Source organism: Alteromonas aquimaris (genome assembly GCF_026183695.1).
GTDB classification, from domain to species: domain Bacteria; phylum Pseudomonadota; class Gammaproteobacteria; order Enterobacterales; family Alteromonadaceae; genus Alteromonas; species Alteromonas aquimaris.
Genome location: NZ_JAPFRD010000005.1, coordinates 17,678 through 34,351 on the forward strand (window position 1 = coordinate 17,678; position 16,674 = coordinate 34,351).

Annotated in this window: 16 protein-coding genes; 7 read left to right on the forward strand and 9 right to left on the reverse strand. The window is 45.9% G+C overall.

The window, feature by feature from the left end; genetic code table 11:
* Nucleotides 1–21 precede the first annotated feature (21 nt).
* From glnG to glnA, 4 genes are all read right to left on the reverse strand, one after another.
* Nucleotides 22–1,434 carry a nitrogen regulation protein NR(I) gene (glnG, locus tag OPS25_RS03065; protein ID WP_265616192.1) on the reverse strand — a complete coding sequence of 471 codons (1,413 nt, stop codon included), beginning with the start codon at nt 1,432–1,434 and terminating at the stop codon, nt 22–24.
* Nucleotides 1,427–2,512: a nitrogen regulation protein NR(II) gene (glnL, locus tag OPS25_RS03070; protein ID WP_265616193.1), complete on the reverse strand. Its 1,086-nt coding sequence runs from the start codon at nt 2,510–2,512 to the stop codon at nt 1,427–1,429. The genes glnG and glnL overlap by 8 nt, the downstream gene beginning before the upstream one ends.
* A gap of 110 nt (nt 2,513–2,622) precedes the next feature.
* A complete protein-coding gene (locus tag OPS25_RS03075; protein WP_265616194.1) occupies nt 2,623–3,156 on the reverse strand; it encodes a DUF4124 domain-containing protein in 534 nt (177 codons plus the stop codon).
* Between the two features lie 107 nt (nt 3,157–3,263).
* Nucleotides 3,264–4,673, reverse strand: a complete 1,410-nt coding sequence (gene glnA / locus OPS25_RS03080) for a glutamate--ammonia ligase (protein ID WP_265616195.1) — start codon at nt 4,671–4,673, stop codon at nt 3,264–3,266.
* Between the two features lie 447 nt (nt 4,674–5,120).
* On the opposite strand from glnA, the gene typA reads away from it, so the two are divergent.
* The 3 genes from typA to OPS25_RS03095 all read left to right on the forward strand — a co-directional run bounded on the left by typA (nt 5,121) and on the right by OPS25_RS03095 (nt 8,966).
* The gene (typA, locus tag OPS25_RS03085; RefSeq protein ID WP_265616196.1) at nt 5,121–6,959 is read left to right on the forward strand and encodes a translational GTPase TypA; all 1,839 of its coding nucleotides are present in this window, start codon (nt 5,121–5,123) and stop codon (nt 6,957–6,959) included.
* A 398-nt stretch (nt 6,960–7,357) separates the two neighbouring features.
* Nucleotides 7,358–7,741 (forward strand): response regulator, encoded by a 384-nt coding sequence (locus tag OPS25_RS03090; protein WP_265616197.1) that lies wholly within the window; start codon nt 7,358–7,360, stop codon nt 7,739–7,741.
* Between the two features lie 94 nt (nt 7,742–7,835).
* Nucleotides 7,836–8,966 (forward strand): MalY/PatB family protein, encoded by a 1,131-nt coding sequence (locus OPS25_RS03095; RefSeq protein WP_265616198.1) that lies wholly within the window; start codon nt 7,836–7,838, stop codon nt 8,964–8,966.
* A gap of 6 nt (nt 8,967–8,972) precedes the next feature.
* On the opposite strand, the gene OPS25_RS03100 is transcribed toward OPS25_RS03095, so the two are convergent.
* Nucleotides 8,973–10,169 carry an Nramp family divalent metal transporter gene (locus OPS25_RS03100; RefSeq protein WP_265616199.1) on the reverse strand — a complete coding sequence of 399 codons (1,197 nt, stop codon included), beginning with the start codon at nt 10,167–10,169 and terminating at the stop codon, nt 8,973–8,975.
* Between the two features lie 105 nt (nt 10,170–10,274).
* On the opposite strand from OPS25_RS03100, the gene OPS25_RS03105 reads away from it, so the two are divergent.
* Nucleotides 10,275–10,910, forward strand: coding sequence for a UPF0149 family protein (locus tag OPS25_RS03105; protein ID WP_265616200.1), 636 nt, complete (start codon nt 10,275–10,277; stop codon nt 10,908–10,910).
* Nucleotides 10,911–11,225: 315 nt separating this feature from the next.
* Here the strand turns inward: OPS25_RS03105 and OPS25_RS03110 are convergent, their stop codons facing one another.
* The 3 genes from OPS25_RS03110 to OPS25_RS03120 all read right to left on the reverse strand — a co-directional run bounded on the left by OPS25_RS03110 (nt 11,226) and on the right by OPS25_RS03120 (nt 13,607).
* Nucleotides 11,226–11,396, reverse strand: a complete 171-nt coding sequence (locus OPS25_RS03110; RefSeq protein WP_265616201.1) for a hypothetical protein — start codon at nt 11,394–11,396, stop codon at nt 11,226–11,228.
* A gap of 79 nt (nt 11,397–11,475) precedes the next feature.
* Nucleotides 11,476–11,904 (reverse strand): CopD family protein, encoded by a 429-nt coding sequence (locus tag OPS25_RS03115; RefSeq protein ID WP_265616202.1) that lies wholly within the window; start codon nt 11,902–11,904, stop codon nt 11,476–11,478.
* Nucleotides 11,905–11,930: 26 nt separating this feature from the next.
* The gene (locus OPS25_RS03120) at nt 11,931–13,607 is read right to left on the reverse strand and encodes a chloride channel protein (protein WP_265616203.1); all 1,677 of its coding nucleotides are present in this window, start codon (nt 13,605–13,607) and stop codon (nt 11,931–11,933) included.
* Between the two features lie 88 nt (nt 13,608–13,695).
* On the opposite strand from OPS25_RS03120, the gene OPS25_RS03125 reads away from it, so the two are divergent.
* The 3 genes from OPS25_RS03125 to OPS25_RS03135 all read left to right on the forward strand — a co-directional run bounded on the left by OPS25_RS03125 (nt 13,696) and on the right by OPS25_RS03135 (nt 15,675).
* A complete protein-coding gene (locus tag OPS25_RS03125) occupies nt 13,696–14,397 on the forward strand; it encodes a DUF6776 family protein (protein WP_265616204.1) in 702 nt (233 codons plus the stop codon).
* A 283-nt stretch (nt 14,398–14,680) separates the two neighbouring features.
* Nucleotides 14,681–15,025, forward strand: a complete 345-nt coding sequence (erpA, locus tag OPS25_RS03130) for an iron-sulfur cluster insertion protein ErpA (RefSeq protein WP_265616205.1) — start codon at nt 14,681–14,683, stop codon at nt 15,023–15,025.
* Between the two features lie 77 nt (nt 15,026–15,102).
* Nucleotides 15,103–15,675, forward strand: a complete 573-nt coding sequence (locus tag OPS25_RS03135) for a glutathione S-transferase family protein (protein WP_265616206.1) — start codon at nt 15,103–15,105, stop codon at nt 15,673–15,675.
* Here OPS25_RS03135 and OPS25_RS03140 read toward each other — a convergent pair.
* Complete coding sequence (locus OPS25_RS03140; RefSeq protein ID WP_265616207.1) at nt 15,672–16,628, reverse strand: D-2-hydroxyacid dehydrogenase; 957 nt, start codon at nt 16,626–16,628, stop codon at nt 15,672–15,674. The two genes, OPS25_RS03135 and OPS25_RS03140, sit on opposite strands and share 4 nt — an antisense overlap.
* Nucleotides 16,629–16,674 lie beyond the last annotated feature (46 nt).

Consider the following 16,674-nt stretch of genomic DNA (forward strand, 5'->3'; position numbering starts at 1 on the left):
AGTGGCGATTACAGATAAGGGCTACTCATTGATAGCAAGTTCTTTTAACTTTCGGGTTAGGGTATTACGCCCCCATCCTAAACGTTTGGCCGCATCTTGTTTGTGCCCGCGAGTGTAATCCAGCGCTCTTTCCAGCAGGATTTTTTCAAAATCATGCATGGCATCGTTTAGTATATTGTAGCGCCCGCTTCGTAATGCTTTATCTGCCCATTCAGCAAGCAAATGTTGCCATTCTCCTTCGGCATTGGTTTGCACAGCAGCGGGGGGGGGGACGCGGATTTCTGGCGGCAAATCGGAAGCCAAGACTTCTTTTCCACTTGCCATCACGGTTAACCAACGGCACACATTTTCTAACTGTCTGACGTTACCTGGCCAAGCCAGTTGGCTCATCGCTTTTTCGGCTGCTGGACTAAAAGTTTTTGCCTCTACATCAAGCTCTTTGGCCGCTTTTCGCAAAAAATGGCGGGCTAACAGGGGGATGTCTTCCCGCCGCTCGGCAAGAGACGGCAAGTGGACGCGAATTACGTTTAATCGATGGAATAAGTCTTCGCGAAATTTACCTTCGGCCACGCGTTGTTCAAGATTTTGATGGGTAGCGGCGATTATCCGCACGTCGACGGAGACTGATTGGTGCCCGCCTACGCGATAAAATTGACCATCCGCAAGCACGCGTAACAACCGTGTTTGCACATCGAGCGGCATATCGCCAATTTCGTCCAGAAACAATGTACCGCCATTGGCTTGTTCGAATCGGCCTTGCCGGGCTGATTGCGCGCCGGTGAATGCGCCCTTTTCGTGTCCAAATAATTCAGATTCCACCAGATCAGCGGGGATAGCCGCCATATTAAGCGCAATAAAAGGTTTGCGTGCGCGCGGACTATGACGGTGCAGGGCTTGCGCTACAAGCTCTTTACCGGTACCTGACTGACCATTAATAAGCACGCTAATAGATGATCGTGACAGACGGCCAATGGCTCTGAACACTTCCTGCATGGCTGGCGCCTCACCAATTATTTCCGTTGCCGCTTCTGCCTGCGGAGGCTGCCGATCACGAGATTGTTCCCGGGAATGCGTCAGTGCACGTTGAGTTAAAGTGACTGCCTCGTCAATATCGAAGGGTTTGGGTAAGTATTCAAACGCGCCACTTTGATATGCGTTAACGGCGCTGTCCAAATCTGAATGCGCAGTCATAATAATTACCGGAATCAACGGATTCGTCTGGTGCACTTCGGTTAACAGCGTCATTCCATCCATCTGAGGCATTCGGATATCTGAAATAATCACTTCCGGGGTGCGTCCACTATTTAATTGACGAAGCAAATCATTGGCATTATCAAAACAACAACAGCTAATATTGGCGGTCTGTAATGCTTTTTGCAAAACCCAGCGAATTGAACTGTCATCATCAACAATCCAAACGGATTCGTTATTCATGGGTTAACTCCTTGCGATCGATCGGCAGGTAAAGGGTGAACGCTGTGTGACCAACGCGGCTTTCCACATCAATGCGGCCACCATGATGATTGATTAATGTCTGGGCGATAGAAAGTCCCAGTCCGCTTCCACTCTGTTTACTGCTGACCATCGGGTAAAATAAGGTATCCCGTATAGCATTCGGAATACCGGGGCCATTATCAATGATGTGTATTTTCGCCACGAGGGGATGGCGCTTGCCTTGAATGGTAAGCTGTCTGCCGATCCGCGTAATGAGTTTTATTTGGGGGGCAGCTGTATGTGCCTCGCTCAAAGCCTGGATACTGTTTTTGAGAATATTGAGTACAGCCTGCTGGATCATTTCCTGATCGACGCGCACATCAGGAATGCTGGGGTCATAATCACGAACAATGGTAATGGCGTGCTCGGCATCCATCTTCATCAATGAGCGTACCTTCTCAAGCGCTTGGTGAAGATTACACCAGGTTAAACGAGGTAACGCATTGGGCCCTAACAGCCGATCAACCAGATTACGCAAACGGTCAGATTGCTCGACAATCATTTGGGTAAACTCACATAGTTCATTGTCGTTTAACTCTTTTTCCAGCAATTGCGCAGCGCCACGAATACCTCCAAGTGGATTTTTGATTTCATGCGCCAAACCACGAATAAGCTCTCGCGCTGCAAAATGTTGGGCGTTTTGCATATTTTCCCGTGAAATACGGCTTTGTCGATCGATGCGGCGAAGTTCAAAAAGCAGATGGGATTGCTCATTAAACTGTACATTCGTCACCGTAAGGTCAGCCATAACACCTCGGTCATCACGAAAACGTAATTCCAATTCGTTTTCAGTAAAGTCCTCACCACGGCGCATAGCTGCTTTTAGACGATTTACATCAATGGAGTCTGGCATGAAGAAATCAGCTAAAGGATGCCCTACCAGATGTTTGCTGCCTGTTTCAAACAGTGCTTCACCAGCCTGATTTACAAACACGATGCACAAGTGACGGTTAACCATCACCAATGCGGTGTTCATAAAATTAAGCAAACTTTCGTGATTAAAATGGGGTGTTTGCAACTGAAGAGGTCTCCTTTGCACAATCATGGTGCATTGTACCTCATTCCGACATTTTGTATGCACCGCTGCGGAGATTTTTCCCGGCTATAATCCCGGCCCGACTGGCGGGGTTATTGCCGGTTTGTATTAATCAGAGCAGAGGCTTGATGTAGGTACAATGTTTGTTGAGGAGACGATGCAAGAGTCTTGCCCTTATTGTCAATGAACCTGACCTGGTAATCGTGTGCTCCCCGATCCACATTTTGTAACGCAAAAATTCCCGTTTGGTTGGTCTTCACCGCTTCGCCATCGAGCCATAGCTGATATTGACCTCGGGCATTCGCGGTGGCTTGTGCCTTGATCACGATATTTCCCTGATTGTCCCGGATGGTCGCTTCTGGCGCGGGCGACAGAATGCTTATCTGTACATCAGGTTGGGCCTTAGTAGCCGGGAGGGGCTTCACTCGAGTCGCAGTTTGCGAAGACAGTGGAGGAACAGCATTCTTTGTGGTTCCATCCAACATGACTTCTACTGCGCCGGGTTGGGGTTCGCTGGTATACAACAGTGTACCGTCTTCCTGTACGACTCTGTAAACAGGGTCAGCAATTGCACTCGATAAAACAAACAGGAGTGCCATTAGCATCCAGCTAATCGGGCTTCGCATAAATCACTTCCTCGCGCAGTTTCGTGTGGCTACATCATATTCTAGTTTACCGAATAAAAAAAAGCCCGCGAAGGCGGGCTTAGGTATTGGTTGGTATAATTGATTAATTACACACTGTAATAAAGGTCAAATTCGAGGGGGTGAGTGGTCATTCTCACTTTTTCCACTTCTTCTCTTTTCACTTCAAGGTAAGCGTCAATCATATCATCTGTCATAACACCACCTGATTTAAGGAACTCGCGGTCGTTGTCTAAAGCATCTAATGCCATTTCCAGCGAGCTGGCCACGGTGGGGATGTCCTTAGCTTCTTCTGGTGGTAAATCATAGAGATTTTTATCCATTGCATCGCCAGGATGAATCTTGTTTTTAATACCATCAAGTCCAGCCATGAGCATAGCGGTGAAGGCCAGATAAGGGTTAGCCGTAGGGTCAGGGAAGCGCACTTCAATACGACGTGCTTTGTCGCTGGTAACGTATGGAATACGGATAGACGCAGAACGATTGCGCGCTGAGTAAGCTAACATAACGGGCGCTTCGAACCCTGGAACCAGTCGCTTATAAGAGTTGGTCGAGGCATTCGTAAATGCATTAATCGCTCGTGCATGTTTGATGATACCGCCAATATAATAAAGCGCTTCATCGGATAAGCCCGCGTATTTATCTCCGGCAAAGATATTCACGCCGTCTTTAGAGATGGACTGATGACAGTGCATGCCAGAGCCGTTGTCACCTACCAGCGGTTTGGGCATAAAGGTCGCAGTTTGACCATATGCATGGGCCACATTGTGTACCACATACTTGTAAATCTGAATTTCATCCGCCTTGGTCACCATAGTGTTAAATTTGCAGGCAATTTCGTTTTGTCCTGCAGTCGCCACTTCATGGTGGTGCGCTTCGATATGAAGACCCATCTCTTCCATTACCATACACATTGCGGCGCGGGTGTCGTGTGCAGAATCTACAGGAGGAACGGGGAAGTAGCCGCCTTTCACGCCAGGACGGTGACCCATGTTTCCGCCTTCAAATTCAGCGCCAGAGTTCCATTTTGCTTCTGAAGAGTCAATTTTAAAGAAAGAGCCGGACATATCAGTATGGAAGCGCACATCATCAAAGATGAAGAATTCTGGTTCAGGACCAAACAGTACGGTATCACCGATGCCTGTTGACTTTAGATATTCTTCTGCACGACGTGCCACCGAACGAGGATCGCGCTCGTAGCCTTCCATTGTATTGGGTTCCAGAATGTCACAACGAATGTTTACCTGTACCTCTTCAGCAAACGGATCGAGAACTGCCGTCGTGGGATCCGGCATCAGCACCATGTCTGATTCATTAATACCCTTCCAGCCCGCAATGGATGAACCATCGAACATTTTGCCTTCTTCAAAAAACTCTTCGTCAATCAGTGATGCAGGAATAGACACGTGTTGTTCTTTTCCTTTAGTATCGGTGAAACGTAAATCGATGAACTTGGCTTCTGTTTCTTTGATTAGTTCTAATGCCTTTTCTACTGACATCGTGTCCTCCAGCGAATAAAAAAAATGGGTCGAATTCCCTGATTAGTTACAGGTAGTATTTATCCGACATTTACACCGTTTAGCGATATTCATGCCATGTCGCAGGGCATGAGATTGCAAGGGCTAACGCGCAATCACAGGAAAGAGGCGCATCAATCAGGGATCTTTTAGGTGCAACGCAGCACCAAAATGGTGCAAAAAAGTATGTCGTCCAATCTAATCAGTTTTGTCTAACCATTGGGTACTGAAAATGAGACTAAAATGATCAGTGTGCGAAACGGATAAATCATATACAAATCAAAATCTAGGATTGCCTCGTATAAATTTCGTAAAAATAGTGCGCAATTCCTTTCAAATTTCTGTACAATCCGCGCCCAATTGTGCAACCCAGCAAGTCTTTAGCAAATATTTGCTCCAACTATGGCACGCCATTTAAAGTAGCTATACATGAATACAAGTTTTGATATCAATAAATTAAGAAATATCGCCATCATTGCTCACGTCGACCACGGTAAAACAACTCTGGTTGATAAGCTTCTTCAGCAGTCCGGTACGCTGGAAAGTCGCGGTGAAGCGCAAGAGCGAGTCATGGACTCTAACGACATTGAAAAAGAGCGGGGCATTACCATTCTGGCCAAGAACACGGCTATCAATTGGAATGATTACCGTATCAATATCGTTGATACTCCCGGGCACGCCGATTTTGGTGGTGAAGTAGAACGCGTAATGTCCATGGCTGACTCCGTGTTGCTGTTGGTTGACGCACAGGAAGGGCCGATGCCACAAACTCGCTTTGTGACGCAAAAAGCGTTTGCTCAAGGACTGAAACCAATTGTCGTTATTAATAAAATTGACAAGCCTGGTGCCCGCCCTGATTGGGTAATTGATCAGGTGTTCGACTTGTTCGATAACTTGGGAGCAACAGATGACCAACTGGATTTCCAAGTAGTTTATGCGTCGGCACTAAACGGTTGGGCGGCGCTGGATTCAGATACTAAAGGCACTGATATGACGCCTTTATTTCAAACCATCGTGGATCAGGTGGAAGCACCGAATGCCGATCCAAATGGTGCGCTGCAGATGCAGATTTCTCAACTGGATTACAATTCTTATGTTGGGGTTATTGGTGTTGGCCGAATTAAACGCGGTAGCGTCAAAATCAACCAGCAGGTCACTGTGGTAACTGCCGATGGCAAAAAGCGTAATGGAAAAGTTGGACAGGTTCTTGGTTATCTAGGGCTTGAGCGCCATGAGGTCGACTCTGCCCATGCCGGCGATATTATTGCTATCACAGGGCTGGGAGAACTGAAAATTTCTGACACCATTTGTGATGTAAACAACGTTGAAGCATTACCCCCCCTTACTGTGGATGAGCCAACGGTCACTATGACATTTCAGGTGAATACGTCTCCATTCTCAGGTAAAGAAGGTAAATATGTTACTTCACGTAATATACTGGATCGTCTAAAGGATGAATTGGTCCATAACGTTGCCTTGCGAGTGGAAGAAATGAATGACCCGGATAAATTCCGTGTGTCGGGTCGTGGTGAATTACACCTGGGTATTCTTATCGAGAATATGCGCCGTGAAGGATACGAACTGGCCGTTTCGCGTCCAGAAGTTATTCTTAAGGAAGTGGATGGCGAATTACAGGAGCCGTTCGAAACACTAACGGTTGACTGTGAAGAAGAAGATCAAGGTTCGATTATGGAACAGCTTGGTATTCGTAAAGCCGAAATGACCGACATGTCTCCGGATGGTAAAGGCCGGGTGCGGATTGATTTCATCATTCCTAGCCGAGGCTTGATTGGCTTCCAGACAGAGTTTATGACACTGACTTCTGGTTCTGGGTTGCTCTACCACACGTTCAGCCACTATGCTGCTCATAAAGGTGGGAAAATAGGCCAACGTAAAAATGGAGTATTGATTGCCAATGCACCAGGTAAAGCATTAACCAATGCGTTATTTAATTTACAGGAACGCGGTCGCCTATTCATCGGTCACGGTGTTGAAGTCTACGAAGGTATGGTTATCGGGATTCATAGCCGCGATAATGACCTAACAGTTAACGCGCTAAAAGGTAAACAGCTTACTAACGTACGTGCATCTGGCACTGATGAGGCACAAACTTTGGTGCCACCTATTGTCATGTCGCTCGAGCAGGCGCTTGAATTTATCGACGATGATGAATTGGTAGAAGTTACCCCGAAGAGCATTCGTATTCGTAAGAAATTGCTTTCTGAAAATGATCGTAAACGTGCTTCTCGCGAAAAGAGTAAGAGCTAAATTTTTAGTTTATGCATAAAGGGCGCTATAAGCGCCCTTTTTTTATTGGGTTTTCTAGCACGCGAAATCGAATTCGTGTTTAGACGTGGTGACGTTTCGAACAGTGAATATATTTATTCTGTAATCACTGGCATACAGGCAGACTTAAGGAAACATTAAAGCCAAATTAAGCGTTATATAAAGGAGTCCTACCCCTTATTGTCGTAGTAAAAAACTGGCCTTTTTATTAATAAATCCTCATTTTGCTCGCCTAAGTCCCATCTAGCTTGAGCAAATGCTCGTAGCATGGTAGAGATTATAGCGCGCAGAATGAACCCGCTTCTCTGCCATTGAGTAAAAACTTGCGAGCCAAGAATCAACGTGTATTCTCTTATAATCATAAACCGTAAATATTTATAATGTCTGAATTAAACATAGTCGCAATTGATGACGATGACATAACCTTGGAAATTATTAAAAATATTCTTGAAGAGTCTTTGGATGCCTATGTCTACACGTTTTCAAGGAGTAAACAGGCACGCGAATTCCTGGTTAAACAATCTCCCGAGACATTACAATTAATCATCAGCGACCAGAACATGCCTCAATATAATGGGCTGACATTATTGAAAATGTGCAATGCAGTTAAACTGAATGTTCCGTTTATCTTACTGACAGCGGATGCATCCCGGGAAACGGTGGTAAGGGCCAGGCAACTTGGTGTAGATGGATATATTGCCAAACCTATCAAAAGAGATAATCTAATTGCAAAGGTCCAAACTGTTTTAAAACTGCCCCAATGACCATATCCTGCTAATTTATAATAAAATAGCCCTTTTTTCTGCGCGCTTAGCTAGTTAGACTGAAAGTACGTTTTAGCAAGGAGCTTGTCACACCGTGTTCAATTTTGATAATCCGCCTTCCCGTGCCAATACATATTCATTTAAATGGAAAAAGTACGAAGGGAAGGACATTATTCCTGCGTGGGTCGCTGACATGGAGTTTGAATGTGCCAGCCCTATCTTAGATGCCGCCCAAGCAGAGATCAGCACCGGTGCGTTAGGTTACACTTTACCGGACCAATACACCCCCGCCAAAGACGCAGTGAAACGTTGGCTGGCCGATAAGCACGACTGGGACGTGGATGCGGACTGGATAGTCTGGGTGCCTGGTGTGGTCCCAGCGTTTAATGTTTTTTGTAAAGCATTTAGCCAGCCAAACAGCAAGGTGATAGTACAGGCGCCTAATTATCCGCCTTTGCTGGCGGCGCCTAAGCTCAATGGATTAGCGCGACAGGAAGTGGGCACGATACTAGTTGATGGTAGATGGACGTTGGACTTTAGTGAACTTGAAACACAAGCGGCGGACCCTCTTTGTAAGCAATTAATCCTGTGTAATCCGATGAACCCGGTGGGTTCTGTGCTCAACCATGCAGAACTTGAGCGTATCGCGCAGATATGTGAAAGGCATGATTTGATATTGTGCTCTGACGAGGTGCACTGTGATCTTATTCTGGAACCAGATATTAAACACATACCAGCAGGCAGGTTAGCTTCACTTAAGCATCGAAGCGTGACATTAATGGCGGCAAGTAAAACCTTTAACATTGCTGGATTGGGTACGGCTTTTGCGATCATCCCAAATAAACAGATTAGACAACGGTTTATCAATGCCACCATGGGGATGTTGCCATGGGTCTCAAAAATCGGCTTGGTCGCTACGGAAGCTGCCTTTACCCAGTGCGATAATTGGCACTCGGCATTATTAGAATATTTGCGGGGCAACCGCGACCTGCTCGTGGAGCAAATTAATGCCATCAATGGGTTGTCGATGGTGACTCCCCAAGCCACGTATCTGGGGTGGATTGACGCTACGGGGCTGGGAGAAAAAAATGTGCAGCAGTGGGCAGAACAAAAGGGAGTGGGGCCCTCACCTGGAACAGATTTTAATGCCCCCGATTTCTTCCGCATAAACTATGGCTGCAGCCGCAGGATGCTTGAGAGTATTGTTAAGCGCTTGGGCTCATAATATTGATTACAAAATCAGGTGGGCAAGTTTATAGAGTGCGAGCAGTAGAATGAGAAGGATGACAATGCCGCCCACCAGATTTGAAAAAGTTTTATTGCGAAACTCGCCTAGGCTGGGATGTGTGTTCATTACAACGAGTAGAAAAATAGCCACAATGGGTAGCAGCAGCCCGTTTGCAGCTTGCGCAATCAAGATAGCAGCAAGAGGCTTGAATCCTGCGCTGGCTACAATTACCCCTACGGTAATTACCGCCATCCAGACTGATCTGAAAACTCTGTTGTTTAGTTCGACCGGCCTGTTCAAGGCGCCACATACAGCGTAGGCAGCAGCGAGTGGGGCCGTGATTGCGCTGGTAAGTCCTGCGGCAAATAATCCAATAGCAAAAAACCACTGCGCGTATTCGCCTAACACAGGCTCAAGCTGTTTGCTTAGGTTGGTAGCTGACAGCGCACTATCGCTACCAAAGAAAGCGGTCATCGCCGTTGCCATCACAACCAATGTGATCAGTCCGCCAAATCCGATCGCTCGTATCGACTGCTGACGGCACTCGGCTATCGCCTTTGGAAGGTTGTTATTTGGCTTGAATTGAGCCATTAAGCTCGCGTGCAGGAACAAGTTGTATGGAACAATGGTAGTGCCTATCAGTGCGAGAACCATGGTTAAAGAAGGGAGTGAGAGCAGCGGTGAGCTAAATTGCTGCCACATAAGATTGAAATCTGGATTGGCAAATAGCAGGGTGATCAGAAATACAAGCGCCATGAGAAATACCAGCCCCACCAAGGTGGACTCGATGAGTTTATAACGCCCAGTGTACAGTAACGCCCCTGCTAGCAACCCCAAAATTACTGACCAGGACGATAGCCCCAGTGGGATAAGTTGATGTAAGCCCATGGCCGCACCAGTTAAATTACCTGATTCATAAGCCGCATTGCCGATACCGATAGCGGCCACAATCAAAACGGCCATTAACTTTCTTACGACAGGGGATGCAAGGCTTTTAGTAAGACCATCGGCTAACCCTTGACCTGTCACTAGCCCTAGTCTGGCAGCCATATCCTGTAGTACCATGGTCGCAATAATCGAAAAAACTAATGCCCAGACCAGGTGAAACCCGTAACTAGCTCCCGCTAAACTAGCGGTCGTAATGGTTCCAGGGCCAATAAATGCGGCGGCAATGATGTATCCTGATTTGTCTTTCATCAAATCTACTCTTATTGTTTTTGACCCAGAATACCGTCATTCGGCTGGATGCAGCAAGGATAGTGTGATTAGATTATCCTTAAACGGTTTTGGCAAAAGAGTAGTTGAGTGAGTTCCCCATTAAGTAGCGTATATCAAGACCCGGCTTTAGCTGATATTTTGCCTTCTCAGGCGTTTAGCGAAGGGTATATATTCGCTATTGCCGCATCCCCGGAAATTCCCTTGCCTGAACAATGGATGCCGGGTTTGGTAAATGGGAGTAGTAGTACGCTTGATGCAGCTAAAGTAAATAAATTAGCCGACGGCATGATGTTTATGTTGCGGGATACGTTAAGCGCCATGCGGGATGGCAAAGTATTACTACCCGATTACGTGATTTGGACAGAGGATAAATCAAAGCGAGCTGATGCGGAGCAGTGGTTAACCGGTTTGTTGATGGGCCATCAGTCTGTCGAGAATTGTTGGCAGCAAGCGTGGCTTAGCGCTCAGTCCACCTGCTCATCGAGTACTGAAAATGAAACCCCCACAAAGCGGTTGACGCGATGTTTGAAATTTTTCAGCTCGCTGGCGGACATTGATCTTGCTTTGCATGCTCGCACGGGATCGCAGGCACAGCTCTTTCGTGAAAAACTGCCAGCGTTATATAAGCAGTTACCGATGATGCTAACCGAATATGTCACCTTAGCAGGCGAATTAGCCGCGTTATTACCTAATCAATTTGAATCATTTAAAGCCACCGAATAACGTAAATTGACATTGCTGCGGGTCGGTTAGTGATAGCTTTTCTCATTTTAGTTACCTCCGTTTCCTTGCGGCTGTAGGGAAGTGAATTGAGCTTATCCAGCGGAATCCCTACCTGAGTGAAGCCGGGTACCAGCAGCGAGGAAAATGGGAAAATGCAAAGCTAGGGATGTTCACCAGGTTAATGCCGGTTTTACCGCCATTATGCTAACGTGCTTAGTTAGCACACATCCTTTTCTCTGGGTGATTCTTATACCAAACACTATTACGGATGGGGGTCATTCTTTGCTGCGAGGTGGTTTCAAGCTTCTGGGAAAACTATCGCTTTGCTAAGATTGAGCGCAACCTCGCCACGAAGGAGTCCAGTTCTCGTTTGGCATCCTCATAATTAGAATTACGTTCTATTGAGCTCGGTTCCTGCATAAGCGCTTTAAATGCCAAATCTGTGCGATCCAGCAAGCTTTTGAGATGCTCATTCTGTACGTCCATGTTTTCTCTCGCAATATAAAAAAGACAGTAAAATGCAATTGCTTATAAAGTGCATTATTAGTTTTATACTGAAAGTATTTTAGATTGGTTTAACCACCGCAAGAAAGACGATAACTAAAATGATAAGAACTGGGACCTCATTCAAGAATCGGTAAAATTTTGCGCTATGCTTGTTTTCGTTGCGGGCAAAGTCTTTGACCAGTTTATACAAATAAAAATGATACCCGTAAATGCCAATTAATAACGTTAGCTTAAGGTGCAGCCAAGTGGATGCTGCAAACCAGTTCGTGCCATATAAAGCAATCAGCCACACCCCCAGCACGAGCGCTAATATTGCAAACGGGGTTACAAACCACCATAAACGGCGTTCCATAATTTTGAATTGTTCATGTACTGATGGGGTGGTGGATTCGGCGTGATAGACAAATATTCTTGGCAAATAAAATAGCCCTGCCATCCATGCAAGGACGAAAAAAATATGTAGTGCCTTAATCCAAAGTATATTCATGTTTTTCTATGTCGTAATCGTTATAATTAATATTGTGCTTTCTGCAGAAAACTTTGCAGAGTATTCCACGTTATTAGACCTATTAGCCCATCAGGTTCCTGATCATAAATATACACAGCTCCGGAACGACTTTTTTTGAGAATTTCGTACACTTCATGCAGGGTAGATTGAGCACTGACCCCTTCCATTTCCGTTAATATAATAGGTTTCGAATCGTGGCCAAGGCTAACATCGAGACTAACCAGCTTATATTGTACATCAAGCTCAAACTTTTCCATTTGCACGACCAAAGTGGTGGGTTCCTGAGAAAGGAAATTTGACAGCACGTGTTCAGGAGCATCCCGAAACAATTTAAAATCTTCAGCCATGGCTGCCATCACACCTGTCTTTTCAAGTGATTCTCGGATGGATGAAATCGCATAGGGCAAGTTTTGATAATCCAACTGTCTGATAAACACAGAACGGTTCCCCAAAAACTGCGTTGAGGTTACATATGCCGGGACGATAACCAGCATCGCAGGTAAGATTATTTGCGGGCTGTAGGATAATTCCATCACGGCGGATAATGCAGCCAATGGCGCATGCAAAACTGCCGTCAACATACCGGCAACCCCCAACAGCGCGAAACTGCTCGTGTACTCTTCAACAGGTAAAATGTGACTTACGGGCAATAGCAAAATAGCGCCAGCTAACATACCAATTACCATAACTGGCCCCATGATACCGCCTGGTATACCCAGACCGATCGCAAAAACAGCCAGAACGAACTTGGCAATCAATACTGCAAGTAACAGCCATACACCCGGAGAGCTTTCAAAAAGACTGTGGATATCGACGAAATCCGCGCCTCTTGCTTCTGGTAAAAGCATGATGACAACGCCTGTGATAATAGCCGCCAGCACCAGTCGCCATATCATACTGACAGGTCGGAAGAGCTTTACTATTCGCATAAGTTGGTTATTAAAAAGGGTTGCCAGCCAGCCCAACACAATTCCCAACCCGACTAAGTAAACGTACATCCACTCACTGAAATCATTGAACGAAAGAAAGGAAAGTTCATTCACCGATCCAAACACTAAACGGGTCATAACCGAGCCGCATGCTGCTGCCAGCATGACGGGAACGAATATATGAATCTTATACTCTCTGAGCACAACCTCCATGACAAAGATAACCGCAGCGAAGGGCGTATTGAACGATGCTGAAATCCCTGCGGCTATGCCGCAACCGGCGAGTATTCGGATTGTATTAAAGGGTAAGCGAAGCCATTGGCCGAAATAGCTGCTGCCCGCCGCTCCAAGGTGAACTGAGGGGCCTTCCCGTCCTACTACAAACCCCCCAGCGAGCGCTAGCATGCCGCCAAAAAACTGATTGATAGTGGTGCGAAAAGGGATATGACCGTAGTAATACTTCACCCGGTGGATAACAAAGGGGATCCCCATCCTGTAGTGTTTAAAACCTGTGAGGTAGGCAATGACGAGAATGAATAATACTGCCAGTAAGGGCATGGTCATCCATACTAAGCCCTGTGAGGAAAAAACGTTGGAAAGTTGATGGAGTGCGTTGGTTTGGACCCACTCTACACAGAGACGGAACAGGATGATTAAAAGCGCAGCACTCACTCCTCCAACAATACCCAATAAACATATCTGAATGGAAGTGCGGGGATGGGCTAATTCTTTTCGTAGAGCCGAAAGACGCATGTCATGTTACTATCTGCCAAACTTTGACTATAGCTTATCACAAGTGTTTGCTTTGCAAATGCTTTAACCCGTAGAACAGCTTAATAAAATGAAAACATCCCAAGGTACCGACAAACGGGCCGTTTCTTCTACTAAACTTTCTGTGTTCAGTGCCCTGCTAATGATGATGGCTTTCGGGTATTTACTGGCAAACTATTTTGCAGAAAAGCGAGATCGCATTGCTACAGCCTCGGAGTTAGCGGTCAACGCATTGACCGCTGAGAATAACACCCTTACCACTCAAGTTAATCAACTTCAGGCGCAGTTGGCGATACTACAGGAAACCAACGATGAGTTAAGTGCAGCCATTGAAGAATACCATCTTGAACAAAGCGAGTTGCTCGACACCCTTTCATTATACGAACGAATTATAGCCCCGGAAACCACCCAGGAGGGCTTTGCGTTGGAGCAGTTAAAAATAAGCAAAGCTGCGGGGGTAAATCGTTATCGCATGTCCTTTATTTTGTTACAACAGCGACAGAATAAAGCGGTGATAAAAGGCGATTTAAACATAGTGTTGCGCGGGTCTCAATCAGGGCGGCCGGCAAGTGTAGAAGCTGGTTCGGCATACCTGTTACCGGAAGGGAAACTGTTTTACCGATTTAGGTTTTTTCAGGCTGAACAGGTTGAGTTTTCTCTACCTGACGATTTTATACCGGAGTTTGTGGAAGTAGAAACCCATGTTTTTCAATTCACTACCTTGCGCGGGCAATATAAAAAGCGATTTGAATGGAAATTAATTGACAGCTAAGCAATAGTGGAAAAGTTTTTTGTTTAACAAAGCATTCAAATCTCTTGTGCGTTTCGTATTGGTTTCGTGGTGTTCCGCAGCGGCATATGGTGACAGAGACGGGCGTAAGTGGAACCCAGCCGACGCAAGTGTTCTGAAAATAACGAATTTAAGATAACGCGCATAAATTAGTTCCCCTCACCTGCCGGTGGTCATGAAAACGTGGCTCAATGATGTTATCGGATAGCTGTTGATAGCTGTAGCTATCTATTAGATAATTGCCATGCAAACACTAGAGGTAACTATGACTGTTGAAACTGCACTACCAATTGAATTTTCTGACGCTGCTGCCAGTAAAGTAAAAGAGCTGGTAATGGAAGAGGAAAATCCTGCGCTTAAGCTACGTGTTTACGTAACGGGAGGAGGCTGCTCAGGCTTCCAGTACGGTTTTACCTTCGACGAAAAAGTTAACGACGGCGATATGACTATAGCAAAAAATGAAGTAACGCTGGTGGTCGACCCTATGAGTTTACAATACCTTGTTGGAGGAACTGTGGATTACATAGATGGTCTTGAAGGCTCACGTTTCGTGGTTAATAATCCTAATGCCACCACTACGTGCGGGTGCGGCGCCAGTTTCAGCGTTTAAGGGTGACCGGGCTGTTGTACCGGGTTTATAACTGCTATAACTAAAATATGAGTGTGCATTGAGGTCTGTCAGTTATCATGAAAATATTTGGCTCTACTACTTCTCCTTATGTTCGTCGTCTTCGTATTTTACTGGCCCAAACGCCTCACGAATTTGTAAATCTGCAAATTTTTCAGGGCGATGACCGGGCTACCCTGGCAGAGCGCAACCCAACCCTTAAAATTCCCTGTTTAGAAGATGAGGGTAGTGTCATCTTCGATTCGCGGGTCATTTATCGGTACTTAGCAGAAAAGTTCGGGTATACGCCGCTTAATTGGGATCAGGAAAACCAGCTAACATTAATTGATTCTGCCAACGATTCTTTAGTACAACTTTTGTTACTCAAACGTTCTGAGTTTAATATCAGCGAAGACAAACTTTATTACCGGCTGCAAAAAGAGCGTGTGCAAGCCACCTTGGAGGAGCTGGACAAGCAGGTTAGCTTAAACGGTTTCGAAGGATGGGATTACCCTGCAATTTGTCTGTTTACATTAATAGATTGGATTGAATTTCGCGAGATGCATAATTTGAAGGCATTCGATAATTTAAAGGCGTTCAGAGAACGCCATGTTGATCGTATCGAAGTGACGGCTACTGATCCTCGCAACTAATAGCCTTTCTCAAAGTCGAATTGAAAACGAAGTGGCCGCCCCGCCACATACCGTTCGGCATTGTCTAAAAACAGGGTCACGATGTCCTGGGGTCGTGATTCAGCAGCAGTGTGCTGGGTGATAATGATTTTAGGGTGATGCCAAAATAAATGATCGTGCGGTAAAGGCTCTTCTCTAAAGACATCCAGCACCGCGGCCCGAAGGTGGTTTGCATCCAGTCCCCTTAGCAGACTTTTTTCCTCAATGGCAGAGCCTCTTCCTGCATTGATAAGAACTGCATGAGAAGGTAGTGCGGCTAAAAACTGACTATCAATGAAATTCTGTGTCGCGGTAGTATCGGGTAACAAATTTAATACAAAATCGCACTCACGAGCGAAATGTTCTTTTTGCTCAGCACTAAATATCTGATCGAACCCGGGGACCGATTGACCTGATGAATTCAGGCCGATCACCCGCATATCAAATGCTAATGCTGGTGAAATTAGCGAACGAGCAATAGATCCCGCGCCTAATACGCCTAAGGTTTTGCCCGCAATATAGTCATAGTGAAGTGGTTGCCATGTCTGTGTATGCTGCTGCTGTTTGAATAATTCTACGTTACGGGAGAAGTGAAGCAAGTAAGTGAATACATACTCACGCATTTGTTGACCAAATACCCCCTTCACGCCCGTAAGCCAATAATTCCGCCGAGGGTGGTCCAGGAGAGGAGCGTTGCCCGCCCACGTTGACTGACACCATTGAAGGTGGGGGCACTCATCTAATATTTCGGCGGCCATGTCAGGAGATGCTAGCAGACATGCTACCTTCTCAGTGTCAACCTCATTAACATGGGTAGCACTTTGAACAATGTTGACGTGTGGGAATTTTTCCGCTTCTATCAGGTCTTTGTATTGATCTGCATCGGTGCATAGAATTGTCAGGTTGACCTGATTGACTGCATTATCCTTTTTCATTGTAAACAATTCTTTCCTTAGCAGGGGGAGTACAAATCAGTTTCAT

Excerpts from the sequence above, each read along its gene's own strand:
- glnG (WP_265616192.1), bottom strand. The coding sequence starts at position 1,434 with ATGAATAACGAATCCGTTTGGATTGTTGATGATGACAGTTCAATTCGC.
- OPS25_RS03075 (WP_265616194.1), bottom strand. The coding sequence starts at position 3,156 with ATGCGAAGCCCGATTAGCTGGATGCTAATGGCACTCCTGTTTGTTTTA.
- glnA (WP_265616195.1), bottom strand. The coding sequence starts at position 4,673 with ATGTCAGTAGAAAAGGCATTAGAACTAATCAAAGAAACAGAAGCCAAG.
- typA (WP_265616196.1), top strand. The coding sequence starts at position 5,121 with ATGAATACAAGTTTTGATATCAATAAATTAAGAAATATCGCCATCATT.
- OPS25_RS03090 (WP_265616197.1), top strand. The coding sequence starts at position 7,358 with ATGTCTGAATTAAACATAGTCGCAATTGATGACGATGACATAACCTTG.
- OPS25_RS03110 (WP_265616201.1), bottom strand. The coding sequence starts at position 11,396 with ATGGACGTACAGAATGAGCATCTCAAAAGCTTGCTGGATCGCACAGAT.
- OPS25_RS03115 (WP_265616202.1), bottom strand. The coding sequence starts at position 11,904 with ATGAATATACTTTGGATTAAGGCACTACATATTTTTTTCGTCCTTGCA.
- OPS25_RS03120 (WP_265616203.1), bottom strand. The coding sequence starts at position 13,607 with ATGCGTCTTTCGGCTCTACGAAAAGAATTAGCCCATCCCCGCACTTCC.
- OPS25_RS03125 (WP_265616204.1), top strand. The coding sequence starts at position 13,696 with ATGAAAACATCCCAAGGTACCGACAAACGGGCCGTTTCTTCTACTAAA.
- erpA (WP_265616205.1), top strand. The coding sequence starts at position 14,681 with ATGACTGTTGAAACTGCACTACCAATTGAATTTTCTGACGCTGCTGCC.
- OPS25_RS03135 (WP_265616206.1), top strand. The coding sequence starts at position 15,103 with ATGAAAATATTTGGCTCTACTACTTCTCCTTATGTTCGTCGTCTTCGT.
- OPS25_RS03140 (WP_265616207.1), bottom strand. The coding sequence starts at position 16,628 with ATGAAAAAGGATAATGCAGTCAATCAGGTCAACCTGACAATTCTATGC.